This window comes from Shewanella gaetbuli, assembly GCF_023284065.1.
Taxonomy (GTDB): Bacteria; Pseudomonadota; Gammaproteobacteria; order Enterobacterales; family Shewanellaceae; genus Shewanella; species Shewanella gaetbuli.
Genome location: NZ_JAKIKP010000005.1, coordinates 159,693 through 175,714 on the forward strand (window position 1 = coordinate 159,693; position 16,022 = coordinate 175,714).

At 41.5% G+C, this 16,022-nt stretch carries 11 protein-coding genes; 7 read left to right on the forward strand and 4 right to left on the reverse strand.

Annotated features, from left to right (window positions below; all coding sequences use genetic code 11):
* Positions 1 to 3: 3 nt before the first annotated feature.
* Positions 4 to 1,500, reverse strand: coding sequence for a sodium/proline symporter PutP (putP, locus tag L2672_RS08960; protein ID WP_248995501.1), 1,497 nt, complete (start codon positions 1,498 to 1,500; stop codon positions 4 to 6).
* A gap of 360 nt (positions 1,501 to 1,860) precedes the next feature.
* Here putP and L2672_RS08965 point away from each other — a divergent pair, with 360 nt between their 5' ends.
* Positions 1,861 to 2,334, forward strand: coding sequence for a MarR family winged helix-turn-helix transcriptional regulator (locus L2672_RS08965; RefSeq protein WP_248995502.1), 474 nt, complete (start codon positions 1,861 to 1,863; stop codon positions 2,332 to 2,334).
* 75 nt (positions 2,335 to 2,409) lie between these two features.
* Here L2672_RS08965 and iadA read toward each other — a convergent pair whose 3' ends face one another.
* Both iadA and yfcC read right to left on the reverse strand, forming a co-directional pair.
* Positions 2,410 to 3,573, reverse strand: a complete 1,164-nt coding sequence (gene iadA / locus L2672_RS08970) for a beta-aspartyl-peptidase (RefSeq protein ID WP_248995503.1) — start codon at positions 3,571 to 3,573, stop codon at positions 2,410 to 2,412.
* A 21-nt stretch (positions 3,574 to 3,594) separates the two neighbouring features.
* Positions 3,595 to 5,058, reverse strand: a complete 1,464-nt coding sequence (yfcC, locus tag L2672_RS08975; RefSeq protein ID WP_248995504.1) for a putative basic amino acid antiporter YfcC — start codon at positions 5,056 to 5,058, stop codon at positions 3,595 to 3,597.
* 231 nt (positions 5,059 to 5,289) lie between these two features.
* On the opposite strand from yfcC, the gene L2672_RS08980 reads away from it, so the two are divergent.
* The 6 genes from L2672_RS08980 to L2672_RS09005 all read left to right on the forward strand — a co-directional run bounded on the left by L2672_RS08980 (position 5,290) and on the right by L2672_RS09005 (position 14,872).
* On the forward strand, positions 5,290 to 6,015 hold the full coding sequence (locus L2672_RS08980) for a PepSY domain-containing protein (protein WP_248995505.1): 726 nt from the start codon (positions 5,290 to 5,292) through the stop codon (positions 6,013 to 6,015).
* Positions 6,015 to 6,743 (forward strand): PepSY domain-containing protein, encoded by a 729-nt coding sequence (locus L2672_RS08985; RefSeq protein WP_248995506.1) that lies wholly within the window; start codon positions 6,015 to 6,017, stop codon positions 6,741 to 6,743. Before L2672_RS08980 ends, L2672_RS08985 begins: the two co-directional genes overlap by 1 nt.
* Positions 6,744 to 6,886: 143 nt before the next feature.
* On the forward strand, positions 6,887 to 7,366 hold the full coding sequence (locus L2672_RS08990) for a hypothetical protein (RefSeq protein ID WP_248995507.1): 480 nt from the start codon (positions 6,887 to 6,889) through the stop codon (positions 7,364 to 7,366).
* Positions 7,367 to 7,447: 81 nt separating this feature from the next.
* A complete protein-coding gene (locus L2672_RS08995; RefSeq protein ID WP_248995508.1) occupies positions 7,448 to 8,998 on the forward strand; it encodes an efflux RND transporter periplasmic adaptor subunit in 1,551 nt (516 codons plus the stop codon).
* Positions 8,999 to 9,010: 12 nt separating this feature from the next.
* Positions 9,011 to 12,148: an efflux RND transporter permease subunit gene (locus tag L2672_RS09000; protein ID WP_248995509.1), complete on the forward strand. Its 3,138-nt coding sequence runs from the start codon at positions 9,011 to 9,013 to the stop codon at positions 12,146 to 12,148.
* Positions 12,149 to 12,418: 270 nt separating this feature from the next.
* A complete protein-coding gene (locus tag L2672_RS09005; protein WP_248995510.1) occupies positions 12,419 to 14,872 on the forward strand; it encodes an alpha/beta hydrolase family protein in 2,454 nt (817 codons plus the stop codon).
* Positions 14,873 to 14,994: 122 nt separating this feature from the next.
* Here L2672_RS09005 and L2672_RS09010 read toward each other — a convergent pair whose 3' ends face one another.
* On the reverse strand, positions 14,995 to 15,900 hold the full coding sequence (locus L2672_RS09010; RefSeq protein WP_248995511.1) for a LysR family transcriptional regulator: 906 nt from the start codon (positions 15,898 to 15,900) through the stop codon (positions 14,995 to 14,997).
* Positions 15,901 to 16,022: the final 122 nt, after the last annotated feature.

Sequence of the window (16,022 nt, forward strand, 5' to 3'; positions counted from 1 at the left end):
CTCTTATGAAACACTATCTAAAAAAGTTTGATTAACGGCGTTAAATTCCGCGGTAATTTGTTTAGTTGGCTTGGCGTTCCAAAGACTAACAAGCCAAATGGTCATAGAGCTGATGATAAAGCCAGGTATCATTTCGTATACCACACTGCTTAAAGTTGAACCGTCGTCAAACACGGGGACAAAAATCCAAAATAATACTGTTGATGCACCCGTTATAATGCCTGCAATGGCACCGTTATAAGTTACGCGCTCCCACAGTAGGCAAAATAGAATAAGTGGCCCGAATGCTGCACCAAAACCTGCCCAAGCATTACTCACAATACTTAAAATACTGCTGCTGGGTTGTAAGGCTATACCAGCGGCAACAAGTGCCACTACAAATACGCAGACTCTGCCAATATTGACTAAATGCTTCTGTGATAGTGTCTTTTTACTATAAACCCGATAAATATCTTCAGTTAACGAGCTAGACGACACTAACAATTGTGATGAAATAGTACTCATTACAGCAGCTAAAATAGCCGCCAGTAAAAAACCACTCACTAATGGGTGAAACAACACATTAGAGAAGAAGATAAAGATGGTTTCAGGGTCTTTAAGCTCAACATTAAATTTATTAACGTAAGCCACGCCGGTTAATCCGGTTGCCAGTGCACCAATAATGGTGACACTCATCCAGCTCATACCAATACGTCTTGCGGTTTTAATATTCTTGACCGAATTAATGGCCATAAAGCGCACAATAATATGCGGTTGACCAAAATAGCCCAGTCCCCACGCTAAGCTAGACAACAAACCCAGTACGGTTAAGTTATCAAGGCTGCTACTAAAAGTTGGAATGGCTTCAAGTGAATAGTTCATCATGGTTTCGGCACTTTCGAAGTGATTAAATGCCACAATCGGTACCATAATCAGTGCCACAAACATGATCACACCTTGAACAAAGTCGGTTAGGCTCACGGCTAAAAAACCACCTAACAAGGTATAAGCAACCACCACAAACATGGTGACAAATACCCCTAACTGATAGTCAAGATTAAATGCCGATTGAAATAGCTTCCCGCCACCAACAAGACCTGCTGAGGTATATAGGGTAAAGAAAATGATGATCACCACTGCGGATACTAGTTTGATAACGCCGTCTTTTTTATGAAATCGCTGGCTGAGAAAGTCAGGCAGGGTTAACGCGTCATTGGCGACTTCAGTATAAATACGTAATTTTGGGGCAACTAATTTGTAGTTTGCCCAAGCACCAACAACTAACCCAACCGCTACCCAAATGGTGCTAAAGCCTGATACAAAAATGGCACCGGGTAAACCCATTAACATCCAACCGCTCATATCGGATGCACCTGCAGAAAGTGCAGTAACTTGTGGGCTAACTTTTCTGCCACCTAACATGTAACCAGAAAGACTTGATGTGGACTTATTTGCGGCATAAATGCCAATGGCGAGCATTAGCAAAAAATACAATGCTAATGTTATGTACGTGTAATTCATTACTTTCCTGTGTGATTGTTTGTATTCGATTTATATGCTTTATAAAAAGGACTAAAGATGTACGTGCTAAGCACCAACCAAAAACACAGTAACTGCATCATGTTAGTGGAGACTTGCTTAACCGTTTTTAAAGAGGGCAAAGGATTATTCATATTACTTCCATTTAAAATTAATGTTTACTACTAATAATTAGAGTACGAACTATTATGTTACGCGATTTATGATTAAGATCAACCTTTGTTCGTAAATCAACCATTACAAAGCCCTTTGAAATTAGACTAAAGCCGCTATTTATGAATAATTCCGATTTTGATAGAATAGAAATAATTAGTATTGAAAGTCATTGTGGGGATGAGCTTGATGGAAAAGTATGAAGAATTGTTGGTTTCTTTGCGGCAGGTTATTCGCGCTATTGACTTGTATTCAAAAAAGTTAAGTAAAGAAACCGGCTTAACCAGTCCGCAATTATTAGTATTGCAAACCATTGCTCAACATGACGATGCGATGGTAAAAGAAGTGGCCGAGACCATTAATTTAAGTTCAGCCACCATTACCAGTATTTTAGACCGTCTAGAAAAACGCGAACTGGTTACCCGTACCCGCTCAGTTACTGACAAGCGTAAAGTGGGAATTAGCTTAACAGAGTTAGGCAAAGAGATAATTAAAGACTCTCCCAAGCCATTACAAGAGCACTTTATTGCGCGATTTGAAGCGATGCAAGAATGGGAGCAATCTCAAATGTTAGCCACTATGCAGCGCATTTCTAGCATGATGGATGCCGAAAGGTTAGATGCATCACCGGTATTAGAGGTGGGCCAATTGCATAGCCATTAAAGGCTGAATTTACCCTTGTCGAATCGTTAACGGCGTTTATGCTAAAGCGCTAACGCCGTTAAGAGCTTACCGCGATTAAAAGGGGGTGTTGATTAGCGATTGATTGTTAGTAAATACTAACTCGCCTTTGCTAAATACGCTATCAATAGCCAATGAATTGGGCTCAAGTAAGTTGATATCTGCGTCATATCCTACGCCCACCTTTCCTTTTGCCTTCAACTTTAAAATACTCGCAGGTGTTTGGGTGATTGAAGCTAGTGCGGTGGCTAAGGGCAGTTGATATTGTTGCACTGCATCCACCAACGCTTGATGTAAACTGCTGACTTCTCCTACCTGTAAATCAATTAATTCACCCGCATCATTAAATACCGGCAAACTGGCATTTCCGTCAGAACTCATGGTGATTTGACTCACTGGCACGCCTTGGTTGATAGCCTGCGCTAATGCTTGGGGGGCCGCAATTTCACCTTGTGCAAGAATTTGTTCCGTGGTGCTGGTGGTTAGATCAATAAAACCACCACGTTTAGCGTAATCAATTCCGCTGTTAAACAGAGCCTTATTACGGTTAATGTGAGTAGGGTAAAATTGACTAATAGGTAAATCAAATTGGCTAATCACTTGTTCCAATAAATCAAGCTGGCTGGGTTCATCACCCACATGAATACTGACAATGCCAGCTTTACCCGCCAGCATACCCGCAACCCTAACTTCAGATGTCAGTCTAGCCAGCTCATGTGGCGTAAGTTGCGAACTTCGATGGTCAGCAATAGCCACTTCACCTACACCAATAAATTTTTCTATTAGCATCACATCATGTTTAACCGACTGAGTAACGGTCACCATAGGATAGTGATAAGAGCCTGAATAACAAAAAACCGATAAGCCTTGTTCTTCAAGTGCATAGGCTTTGGCTAGCAAGTTTTCTAAACTGCGGGTTTGCGCATCGGTTCCTAGTACGCCTATTACCGTGGTGACACCGGCATTTATCGCGTCATTAATGTGCATTTCAGGGGTGCGAGTAGCATAGCCACCTTCACCTCCACCGCCAGTAATGTGCACTAAAGAATCGACAAAGCCAGGGGTGAGCAGTTTGCCTTGAGCATCAATTATCTCAACAAAAGGTTGATTTTTGATGTTGATGTTATCTTCGATGGCAATAATTTTGCCGCCCGCAATCAGGACATCTTTTTGTCCCAGCGCGGTGGGGGCAAATACCTGAGCTTGCTTGATAAGTTTCATGAAACCCCTTAATTATTCGTGTTAGCTAAAATTGATTGCAACGGCAAACACAATAAAAGCAATGGATACTGTGGCGAGCAACAACATAAAGCGCCAAATAAACTTAGCCCAAACTAACCAATCTACTTTGGTCACACCCAAGCAACCGATAAGTGATGCTGAGGTAGGAATAATAATATTAGTAAAGCCGTCACCCAGTTGAAATGCCAATACGGCAATTTGTCTAGGTAGCCCTAAAATATCGGCTAATGGCGCCATAATGGGCATGGTGAGTGCGGCTTGGCCTGAGCCAGATGCAATAAAGAAGTTAAATACTGACTGGAATAAATACATAAATACAGCTGATACAGTTTCAGGTAATTGCCCTAAAAACTGGCCGGTATAAAACAGTAAGGTATTCAATACCGAAGGTGTATCGGCTTGATCGCCACCTAATATGATCACAATCCCTTTAGCCATACCTACAATCATGGCTGCGGGTAATAACTCTTGGGCCCCTTTTTTGAATGAGTCAGCAACTTGGTTCACCCTAAGTCGTTTGCATACCACTGCAATTAAGCCAATGACACAGCCTAACGTAAAGAATTGGCTGGCCAGCTCAGGAATATAATATCCTCTGGCGATAACCCCCCAAATAACCCACACAATACCTAGCATGAAAGTGCTTAAAATAAGCGCATCGGTTAGGGTAAATTGTGGCTTAATTGATGGTTTGTTTGATAGCTCACTTGCTAACTCATCAGCAGAATAAACCGGTGACAGCTCTGGTGTCTGCTTAATTTTTTGCGCATAACGCATGGTGAAAATAATACCAATACTGGTAAATACACTCCACATTACCACTCTAAATTCTAGACCCGACATTAATGGTAAGTCGGCAATCCCTTGGGCGATGGCTACGCTAAACGGGTTCATCCAAGACGCGGCAAAGCCAATTTGGGTAGCCACATAAGTGACTAATACGGTAGTAATTCCGTCATAACCAATGGCGCGCATCAGTGGCAGCAATACAATACAAAAAGCAATGGCCTCTTCGCCCATGCCGAATATGGCTCCCCCTGCTGAAAACAAGATAAATAGAATTGGGATAAAGGCGAGTTCAAAGTTTTTGGTTTTATCAATTAACGCCAAAATACCGTTATCAACCGCTTTGGTTTGCATGATAATGCCAAACGCGCCGCCGGTTAGAATGATAAACATCATCACTCCAATAGCCGACCCCCACTTACTGCCCGATACCATGCCTTCAAACGCAAAGTTTAAAAACCCCACTTCACCATGCTCAGCAAATAGTGGCACGCCAACATAGTCAGTGGCGAACTGAAAACTGCCTGCTACTAACTCTTTTTTATTGGTGTCAGGATTAAGGGCAACCTCAAAAAAACCTGCTGGCACAATGTGAGTGATTAACGCGGCAAACAGCACCACAAAAAATAAAATGATAAAAGCGTCGGGCATTTCCCGTTGAGTTTTAGGTAAGGTCATATTGTTATACTTATATAAAATGAATCGGTTAACGGTTTTTAAATGGTGCGTTTTAACTTACATTAGGCTTAATAATAGGTTATGACTTTGGTTTTAATTTATGAGTTTTAAGTTATTTGTTTTGCCAGCCTAACCAATAAGGCATTCTATTCTTGAAGCGTTAACTACAGATTAAAAAACCACGTGAGCCAAAAGCTGAGTCTGAATAATAACAGTCTAAATGGAGTGAATATGCACAAGGTAGCAAGAAAGCTACACCGTTGGTCAATGCTATTGTTAGGCTTGCAATTTATTATCTGGTCAGTAACCGGTGCGTATATGGTGCTGGTAGATATTAATTATATTCATGGTAATAGCTTGGTAAATAACCAGCACAAACCAATTATTGCCAAAGATATTAGTTATTCGATAGCGCAATTACAACAAGACTTCCCCTATGCCAGTGATATCAGTATGGCTAATTTACTTAATCAACCCGTTTATCGTTTTACCCATCAAGATACTTCTATGATGATCAGTGCCATCAATGGCAAAGTATTGTCACCTTTATCGAAGCAAGATGCGCTTGAGCTTGCCCAGCAGCAATATACTGGTGATGGCAGTGTGTTAAATGCCCTGTGGATTACTGAGAACCCGCCTTTTGAGCTAAGCCCACGGCATTTACCCGTTTGGCGAGTTAATTTTGACGATTTTGCGGCTCCTGCATTATATATTTCAGCAACATCTGGTCTGGTAGTCACTAAAAGACATGACTTTTGGCGGATTTTTGACTGGATGTTTCGTTTCCATATTATGGATTACAGCAGCGGAGAAGATATTGATAATCAACTTCTTTTTTGGGTGGCCTTATTCAGCCTGTTGTCTGTAAGTTCTGGCGGGATATTAATTTATTATAGCGTCATCAAGCCTTACACCAAGAAGCGTCAGCGCATAATAAACAAGGCGAGGGCGGTTTAATGCAGTGGTTTAAAAAAATTCATAAGTGGATGTCTGTGATCGTGGGCTTGCAGCTCATTATTTGGGTAATAACAGGGTTGTTTTTTAATCTAATGGATCATCAAAAAGCCGCTGGTAGATTGCACTATAGTGCGCCTGCCACTCAGCAGATTGTGAATTATCAAAACCTAATCGAGCCCAAGCAGATATTACATCAGTATCCTGATGTGGTTGAATTAACTACCTCGGTAATATTGAATCAGCCATATTATTTACTGAATGTTAATAAAGGCTTATATGCGCACTTTGCTAACGACTATCGTTTAGTTAATGCCCAAACCGGACAAATTGCTGAACTCACTGAAACAATGGTGAATCATATTGCATTAGCCACATTGTTATTAGATGAAGCTGAGTCAGCAGCTACGATTATTAATACTCAGTTACTGTATCCACCCATTGCTGACTTTTTAAAACAACAAAACCCTACTTGGCAGGTGTTAATTAATAATGATGCTGAAACACGTATTTATATTGAGGCGGTATCAGGGCGGGTTATAGGCCATAGCGACAAGCATAAGCAGTTTGCCGATGTATTTTTTATGCTGCATTTTATGGACTACGCTCAAGTGGGGAGCTTTAATAACTGGCTCATGATTGCCATGTCATTTTTTGTCTTATGGTTATCCATAAGTGGATTCTTCTTAGTGGTAACCTCGCTGAGAAAAGGTAAATATTATTCGTTTTAATGATAGAATTTGTGACTAAGAGCGAATTCTATTTGCATTTAGCGTAGTGAATAACCCCAATTTGGGTTATTATCTTTAGCATAACGCGCTGAAAATCAGCATTAAGCGTTGTAAATTGCACTCATTTTTAGGACATAGATTTAATGCGTAAAGCCATTAAACAGTATTGGATTGTTGCTATTACCTTGTTCACCTTAGTGGGACAAGGTTTATTAGCTAATGGCAGTTCAATGGTGCCTGTTATGGATGCAGAACATCATCAAGCTCAAATGGTTAATGAACAATTTGGCTTAGATGATTCATTAAGCTCTGATTTAAATTCTGACTCAAATTCTCAGCTAAATATGGCAATGCTTGCCGATTCTTCTCAGCAAACGACCGATTGTCATGGTAATGCTGTCGCCGCTGTTGTTTCACAAAATAGTGATAGCAATGGCTGTTGTAATGGAATGGGAGGCTGCAGTGTTGACTGTAATCACTGTTTAACCATTTCATTTACCGCTGATATAACCGAACAAAACCTTGATATTGCTCGTGCAATGAATAACACAAATCCTTCAACGGCTATAGTTGATGGTTTTTCTGTCGATTTCCCTCCTGCGTTTAGACCTCCAATTGCCTAACTAAATAACCATTCCTTATTCCGTTATTTTGTTTTACGAATGACCGCCAAGTTAGGTGCTTAGTCATTCGGAGGTGTTTATATGAAACGTTTGATTGCTAATTTACCTGCGCTTATTCAGCGTGCCGCTTATAGCTTGTTGTTGATTAGCTTAAGCTTTTTAACCGTATCAGTGACCGTCGCAGCGGATCATGACCATAGTCAGCATCAAGGCCAGACTAATACCCATCAGGCTCAAGCTCATGAGAATAGTGCTCATGAGAATAGTGCTCATGAGACTAATGCTCATAAGAATAGTGCGCCAGTTTATATTTGCCCTATGCACCCTGAAGTCACTAGCGACCAAGAAGGTCGTTGCCCAAAATGTAATATGTTTTTAGTGGTCAAAGATGAAGAAGAGGAGAGTGAAGTTAGTCATTCTTCTACCGTTGATGACATTATCAACTCTCCAAAACCAGAGTTAATGCCTACCAGCGTACAAGCTTCATCTAGCACAAAATATGTTTGTCCAATGCATCCTCATGTAGTGTCTGACACCGAAGGAACTTGTCCTATTTGTGGCATGGACTTAGAGCCTGTCACCACATCATCCTCCACAGAAGAAGTGGTGGTTGGCGTATCTGGAGGTATGCAACAAGCCTTGGGTATGCGAAGTGAAACCGTAACCAAAGGTACGTTGTGGAAGTTAGTTAGAACCGTGGGCACGGTTGAATACAACGAAAATGCCATTGGCCATGTGCATACCCGCATTACGGGCTGGATAGAAAATTTATTGGTACATACTGTGGGTCAGCGGATTAAAAAAGGCCAATTGCTATATGAGCTATATTCACCAGAGTTAATTAATGCTCAAGATGACTACATGCAAGCTCGAGATTATTTAAAGCAAGATAAAAAACGTGGTGAAGTCTTACTGCGTAAAGCAAGGCAACGCTTGAACCTTTTGGGTGTGAGCGAAAGCACCATTTCACAGTTAGAAAAAACCGGTGAAACCATTTACCGCGTGCCATTTTATGCAGAACAAGACGGCTTTGTGAGTCAGTTAACCGTACGTCATGGCATGTATATACAACCGGGTGACACCTTAATTGAAATAGTTGATTTAGACAGTGTGTGGGTGATTGCAGATGTGTTTGAAAATGAACAAAGCTGGTTAAAACAAGGGCGTCCAGTGGAGGTCACTTCAGCTGCTCAAGGCCTGTTTGATATTGAAGCCAGCATTGATTACATCTACCCAGAACTTGACCCTGTAACTCGCGCCATGCGAGTGCGAATTTCACTTCCCAACCCTGAAAAACAATTAAAGCCGGGTACATTAGTGGATGTAAAATTGTTCGGCGGGCCAGAGCGTAATGTGTTATCCATCCCCACCGAAGCCCTTATTTTAACCGGCCGTGAAAACAGGGTTGTGGTGCAACTTGATGACAACCAGTTTACTTCTGTTGCCGTTAAAGTGGGTATGATTGCCCAAGGTAAAGCTGAAATTATTGAAGGCTTAAATGAAGGCGACAGAGTGATTGTTTCGGGACAGTTCTTATTAGACTCTGAAGCCAGTATTCAAGGCAGTTTACAGCGTTTAAGCAGCGCTAGTCAGAGTGACGATTCGCAATCTAATGCCCATGCACATCATTAATCGGAGGTCGCTATGTTAGCTAAAATTATTAGCGCATCGATTAAGCAGCGCGTCATGGTGTTAATGCTTACAGCAGTGATAGCCCTTATCGGTTATCAAGCAATGCGTATGACACCACTGGATGCCTTGCCTGATTTATCAGATGTGCAAGTTATTGTAAAAACATCCTATCCGGGGCAAGCCCCACAGTTAGTTGAAGACCAAATTACCTACCCGTTATCCAGCGCTATGCTGGCCGTACCGGGTGCAAAAACCGTGCGTGGATTCTCTATGTTTGGAGACTCATACGTGTACATTATTTTTGAAGACGGTACCGATATTTACTGGGCAAGGTCACGGGTATTAGAGTACCTGTCTCAAGCACAAAACATGCTCCCAGCGGGGGTTACGCCAACACTGGGGCCTGATGCCTCTGGTGTAGGGTGGGTGTTTCAATATGCCTTGGTTGATCGAAAAGGTCAGCATGATTTAGCTCAGCTTAGGTCATTACAAGACTGGTTTTTAAAGCTTGAATTACAAAGTGTTGCCGGTGTGTCAGAAATTGCCACTATTGGCGGTATGGAGCAGTCCTATCAAATCATTGTCGACCCGCACAAACTGGCGTTGTATCAAATTGATTTAATGACGGTGAAAAATGCCTTAGATAATTCCAATAGCTCTATGGGCGGCTCGGTGATTGAAATGGCCGAAGCAGAGTACATGATCACCTCCAGTGGTTATCGTCAAACTTTAGCAGACTTTGAAGAAATTCCACTGGGTATCGTGTCAGATTCAGGCACGCCAGTATTGATGAAAGATGTGGCGCAACTGCGCACCGGCCCGAGTGCACGCCGCGGCATTGCCGAGCTAGACGGCCAAGGTGAAGTGGTTGGTGGTATTGTGGTGATGCGCTATGGCGAAAATGCCCTAGTCACCATCAACAATGTTAAACAAAAGCTGGCAGAGATAGAAAACGGCCTACCTGACGGGGTGGAGTTAGTGATCACCTATGATCGCTCTGAGCTGATTTTAAACTCGGTAGATAATTTAAAGAATAAAGTATTAGAAGAAATGATAGTGGTAGGCATTATCTGCCTAATATTTCTATTACATGCGCGCTCGACCTTAGTGGCCATTATCTCATTGCCTATTTCAATTCTGATCAGCTTTATAGTGATGAACTTGATTGGAGTCAACGCCAATATTATGAGCCTAGGGGGGATTGCTATTGCCATTGGTGCTGTCGTCGATGCCGCCATTGTGATGGTAGAAAACGTCCATAAACACTTAGAGCATTACCGCGACGAACATAATGGTCAGCAACCGTCTAACGATAGACATTGGCAAATTGTACGTGAAGCGTCGGTTGAAGTGGGCCCTGCATTATTTTTTAGCTTACTAATTATTACCTTAAGCTTTATTCCAGTGTTTGCGCTTGAAGCTCAAGAGGGGCGGTTATTTCACCCATTAGCCTTTACTAAAACCTTTGCAATGGCTGCTTCAGCTTTGTTGGCAATTACATTGATCCCCGTGTTAATGGGCTACTTTGTTAAAGGGAAAATCCCCAGCGAAAAGTCTAATCCTATTAGTCGGTTATTAATTGCGTTATACGAGCCACTACTGCGTTGGGTATTACGCTTTCCTAAGGTGACTATCTTACTTGCCATGCTGGCATTAGGGAGTGCAGCGTACCCCATGACCAAAATGGGCAGTGAGTTTATGCCTTCGCTTGAAGAGGGTGACTTGCTGTATATGCCGACCACATTACCCAGTGTCAGCTCGGGTAAAGCGGCAGAAATACTTCAGCAAACAGACCGTTTGATTAAAACGGTCCCTGAGGTTAAACGGGTTTTTGGTAAGGTTGGTCGTGCCATGACCGCCACCGACCCTGCGCCGCTAACCATGCTAGAAACCACTATTATGCTTAACCCGCGTGATACTTGGCGTGAAGGTATGACGCTAGAGGGGATAATTGATGAGCTGCAAAAAACCGTTAAAGTACCGGGTATGACCAATGCTTGGGTGCAACCCATTAAAACGCGTATTGATATGTTATCAACCGGAGTACGCACGCCTGTAGGGATAAAAATATCTGGCGCAGATATTAATGAGTTACAGCGTATCGGCACAGAAATAGAAGCGGTGGTGAGCAAATTGCCTGGTACACTATCGGCATTTGCTCAACGTACTAGCGGTGGGCGTTATATTGATATTGAGCCTAATCTTAAAAATGCCGCCCGCTATGGTATGACTCTAAAAGACATTCAAGATGTGGTAAAAATTGCCATTGGTGGCATGCAAGTAGGGCAGTCTATTCAAGGACAAGAACGCTATCCGATTAATATTCGCTACCCTCGTGAGTTACGTGACAACATTGAAAAGCTTAAAGACTTACCCGTATTAACCAAAACCGGTAAATACTTACCTTTAGGCAATTTAGCCTCTATTACTATTAGTGATGGTGCGCCAATGTTGGCCAGTGAAAATGGCCGCTTAATCAGCTGGGTGTTTGTCGATTTAAAAGATATTTCTATAGGCGAGTATATTGAAACCGCCAAAGCTGCGTTAAATGAACAAGTGTCTTTGCCGTCGCGTTACAGCTATAGCTTTGCAGGGCAATATGAATATATGCAGCGAGTGGATGCCAAAATGAAGCTGGTAGTGCCATTAATGATAGCGGTGATTTTTATGCTATTAATGATGACTTTTGGCTCAGTTATTCAAGCATCGGTAATTATGCTCAGTTTACCTTTTTCACTGGTGGGCAGTGCGTGGTTGCTGTACTTGCTTGATTTTAACTTTTCCGTTGCGGTGTCGGTGGGCATGATCGCTTTAGCGGGTGTTGCTGCTGAGTTTGGCGTGGTAATGCAGGTTTATTTGAATAACAGCATTAAAGCGCGTCAAAAAGCAGGTGAATATCAACAAAAGTCAGATTTAGTTGAAGCACTGATTCATGGTGCGGTTATGCGAATTCGCCCTAAAGCCATGACGGTAGCGACTATTTTCTTTGGCTTACTACCTATTATGTGGGGCGGTGGAACCGGTAACGAGGTGATGCAAAAAATTGCTGCGCCTATGGTAGGGGGAATGGTAACCGCTCCCTTGTTGTCGCTATTTGTTATTCCGGCAATCTATTTGCTGATATATGGTCGAAAATTAGCAAAAAAATAACACATTAAAGCGATTAGCTTTGGTGTTTGCGATATGCCACAAAGCGTCCTCATTAGAGGGCGCTTTATTTTTCTTAATGGCTTCGTTTCCTCAAGTAAATATTTTGCGTTACTCATAACCCTCTATTACTACACCTAACGAGGTGATGCTTATTTATAAGCTTTCACCTTTTGCTCGCATTAAACATGATTTGAAACTATTAAGCAGATGATTTTCGCTGGTTAATTTGTCAAACTGTTGCCCGAAATAAGAACGACAACAAGGATTGCCATGAAAACTCTTACTCTGGTTTGCACCAGTTTAGCGTTAGCACTATCAGGATTCAGCTATGCTGGTGAAATAGATAAAAGCCATATACAACGCCTAGGACCAGTCACCTCTACCACTAGCCAGCCTTTATCTAAAGGGGCGCATGCAGACGCCCTGCGTGCCAATTTAGTCACGCAATTAACCCAGCAAGAAAGCGTCAATATTTTTGGTGAAAAATATCGCTGGACTGAAGCTAACAGCACCTCAGATAAATCAGGTTGGGTGGCATATCAAGTTCCCATATCAACGCAACGATTTACCCAAGGTAAATTAAACGTTAGTGGTTTAGAAAACCCACAAGTTTACCTAAATGGTCAGTTAGTTAAATCCGCAAATGAAGTGACATTAACCCTAGCAAATGGCGACCATAACATTATGGTACTTGCTGACGGATACCAGAGTGATGCAGAGTTTGCTATAGCTTGGCAAGGTGAGTCAGAGGTAGATCAATTAAGTTATACCTCACAAGACACTCAACGAGTATCAGCACAACAGCTATATGATTCAAAAGTGATCAGTGCATTAAGCTTGTCGCCAAATGGTGATTACTTATTGCAATCGACAACAGAATATCGCCCAGAAACGGGTGATAAAGCCATTAAAGTCACCGAGCTAATTGAGTTAGACGATAATCAAGTGATTTATCGCTGGCAAGATAACCGCCCAGCCAGTGCGGTTTGGTCAGATGATAGCGATACATTAGCATTTGTAGCCAACAAACAAATTCAATTACTGGATGTAGAAAGCCTAGCTATTAAGGTTGCTGCCACTAATCTAGAAAATGTGTCAGGCCTACAATGGCATAACAACAGTTTATTATTTAGTTGGCAAAAACCCTTTAAGGCCGATGAAAAAGCGACTTCTAAACGTTTCCAAGCGTTAGAAGACCGTTGGAGTTACTGGCGTAATAACAGCCAAATTTATCAACTTGATATTGCCTCTGGTGTGATTCGACAGCTCACAGACAATAAAATCTCAAGCAATTTTGCTGACAATAATAGCAAAAATAATACCTTACTGTTTACACGCCACCCAGTTGACTATGCTCAACCAGCACATGGCTTAACTCAGTTATTTGAGCTGAATATCAACACCCTAACTGAAACCTTAATGGGTGAGTTCAGAACCTTCAGTGGGGTAAAGTATGCTGATGACGGCATGTATATTGTTGCAGGGCCTCGTTTTATGGATGGCTTAGGCATGCAAAACCCTGACATTGAAGTTAACGATTACGATGGCCAGCTATATTGGCGTGACAATAAGGGCAATATCAGCGCATTAAGTAAAGATTTTGACCCTTCAATTGGTAGCATTACTAAGCTTGATAACGATGATTTAATTGTCAAGGTTACAGAAGGTGACCGTGCACCAGTGTATCTATTTGATAAAAGTAAAAAACGCTTTAAAAAGCTTGATACTAATATGGATATGACTACTCATATTGGCGCTGCAACGGCTAAATCTAACCCTATGTTAGTGTTTGCTGGCACCTCAGCAACTGTGCCGCAAAAAGCCTATAAAATGAAGTTAAACGGTAGCCCAAAAGTTATTTTTGATAGCCAAAAGCAAAGCTATGCCAATACCCGTTTAGGCAAAATTGAAGACTTTGACTTTACCAACAAGCATGGTCATAACATTGATGGTAGGGTGTATTTACCAGCCGATTTTGATGCCACTAAAAAGTACCCCGCACTCGTATATTATTATGGTGGTACTTCACCTGTAGGACGTCATTTCACGGGGCGTTGGCCATTTAACCTATGGGCTGCACAAGGCTATGTGGTGTATGTACTTCAACCCAATGGTGCAACTGGTTACGGGCAAGCATTTAGTGGTCGCCATGTAAATGCATGGGGTAAATACAGTGCTGAAGATATTATTGAAGGTACCCAAGCATTTTTAAAACAGTATGACTTTGTTGACCCTAAACGTGTGGGTAATATGGGGGCATCATATGGTGGTTTTATGACCATGTACTTGGCGACTCAAACCGATATTTTTGCCGCTTCAATGTCCCATGCTGGGATCAGTAATTTGTCTTCTTATTGGGGACATGGCTGGTGGGGTTATGGTTACTCTGGTGTGGCAAGTCGTGGCAGTTTCCCATGGAATAACCCAGAACTTTATGTCGACCAAAGCCCGTTATATCAAGCTGACAAAATCACAACGCCATTATTACTGATTCATGGCAATGCTGACACGAATGTTCCAGTAGGTGAAAGCCATTATATGTACACGGCATTGAAGTTGTTAGATAAAGAGGTCGAGCTGGTAGAGTTTAACGACCAAGACCACCATATTAATGGCCACAATGCGCGTTTTGACTGGTGGGACACCACCATTGCATGGTTCGATTTACATTTAAAAGACCAACCACAGTGGTGGAATAGCCTTTACCCTGAAACCAAAAAATAAACCGAGTTAGTCAGCTTAGTTACTCATAAAAACAGCCTCAATAGAGGCTGTTTTTTGTAACAGAGTTATTTGTTGTATTTTATAAATAAAAGCGACTTTTAACTCACTAGCCTTAACTTACTCTAATTTGATGTTTTAGCCTCAACAATAAACTCGTTGATCACTTCAATTAAAGGCTTTTTGATTTTTGCGACTTGTTTCGAGTGCGGACTCCATAATGCCAAAGGTATTTTTATCGCTTGTTGCATTTGTTCGACTTTAAGTTCAGTTAAATGAGTGCTGACGTAATCAGAGTTGACCATCATTCTGGGTAAAAAAGACCAGCCTAAATCTAACTGGACAAATTTCATCATTAATGCAAGTTGGTCAATGACTTCATGGTCTGAACAAAAAATTACTTTTTCGCCCATATCATCTTCAATTAACGAGCTTAATACAAACTGTTTTGACGCCTGTAATTCTTTAAGTACTTTAGATTTAGGTAGGGTAGCTATATGGCTATTTTTGCTGACAAAGGGGGCAAATGACATATAGTCTAGAAAGGTAAAGTCAATACTATTCAGTCCTTTGCTATCATGCACATTCACAATGCCAAAGTGAATGCTACCATCTTGTATGCCGGTTTTAATTTGACTTTTGGTACGAATAAAACAATTTACCCGCATATTGGGAAACTCTTGTTTTAATCGTGTTCTAATCGCGCCTAAAACCTGATGTGGGATAAAGCTACAATAGGCTAGGTTAATGGATTCTAACTCCCCAAAAGACAAACTTAATGCCACTTTGTCGAACGTCTTAGCTTGCTCTAGAGCTTGCTTTGCATAGTGATATAATAGTTCGCCTTCTTCGGTTGGTTCAACTGAGCGACCTACTCTTTCAAATAAAATAACCGCTAACTGATCTTCTAGATTATTAATCACTTGACCAATAGTGGTGCGGTGTTTATCTAATTTCACTGCGGCTTTACTAAACGCTCCTTGTTCATAAACTGTCACAAATGCCAACAATTGCTCGAGACTAAAATTCATATCAATAAACCCTTTTATAGCAAAGCGATAGTGCAGATTAATAATTTTTATTATGACATATGCCTGTGGCGTTTTGTAGTTTTGATGGGTTATATCCATCAAACACGATTCTGAAATGGCAA

Coding starts and splice junctions, on each gene's coding strand:
- putP (WP_248995501.1), bottom strand. CDS start 1,500: ATGAATTACACGTACATAACATTAGCATTGTATTTTTTGCTAATGCTC.
- L2672_RS08965 (WP_248995502.1), top strand. CDS start 1,861: ATGGAAAAGTATGAAGAATTGTTGGTTTCTTTGCGGCAGGTTATTCGC.
- iadA (WP_248995503.1), bottom strand. CDS start 3,573: ATGAAACTTATCAAGCAAGCTCAGGTATTTGCCCCCACCGCGCTGGGA.
- yfcC (WP_248995504.1), bottom strand. CDS start 5,058: ATGACCTTACCTAAAACTCAACGGGAAATGCCCGACGCTTTTATCATT.
- L2672_RS08980 (WP_248995505.1), top strand. CDS start 5,290: ATGCACAAGGTAGCAAGAAAGCTACACCGTTGGTCAATGCTATTGTTA.
- L2672_RS08985 (WP_248995506.1), top strand. CDS start 6,015: ATGCAGTGGTTTAAAAAAATTCATAAGTGGATGTCTGTGATCGTGGGC.
- L2672_RS08990 (WP_248995507.1), top strand. CDS start 6,887: ATGCGTAAAGCCATTAAACAGTATTGGATTGTTGCTATTACCTTGTTC.
- L2672_RS08995 (WP_248995508.1), top strand. CDS start 7,448: ATGAAACGTTTGATTGCTAATTTACCTGCGCTTATTCAGCGTGCCGCT.
- L2672_RS09000 (WP_248995509.1), top strand. CDS start 9,011: ATGTTAGCTAAAATTATTAGCGCATCGATTAAGCAGCGCGTCATGGTG.
- L2672_RS09005 (WP_248995510.1), top strand. CDS start 12,419: ATGAAAACTCTTACTCTGGTTTGCACCAGTTTAGCGTTAGCACTATCA.
- L2672_RS09010 (WP_248995511.1), bottom strand. CDS start 15,900: ATGAATTTTAGTCTCGAGCAATTGTTGGCATTTGTGACAGTTTATGAA.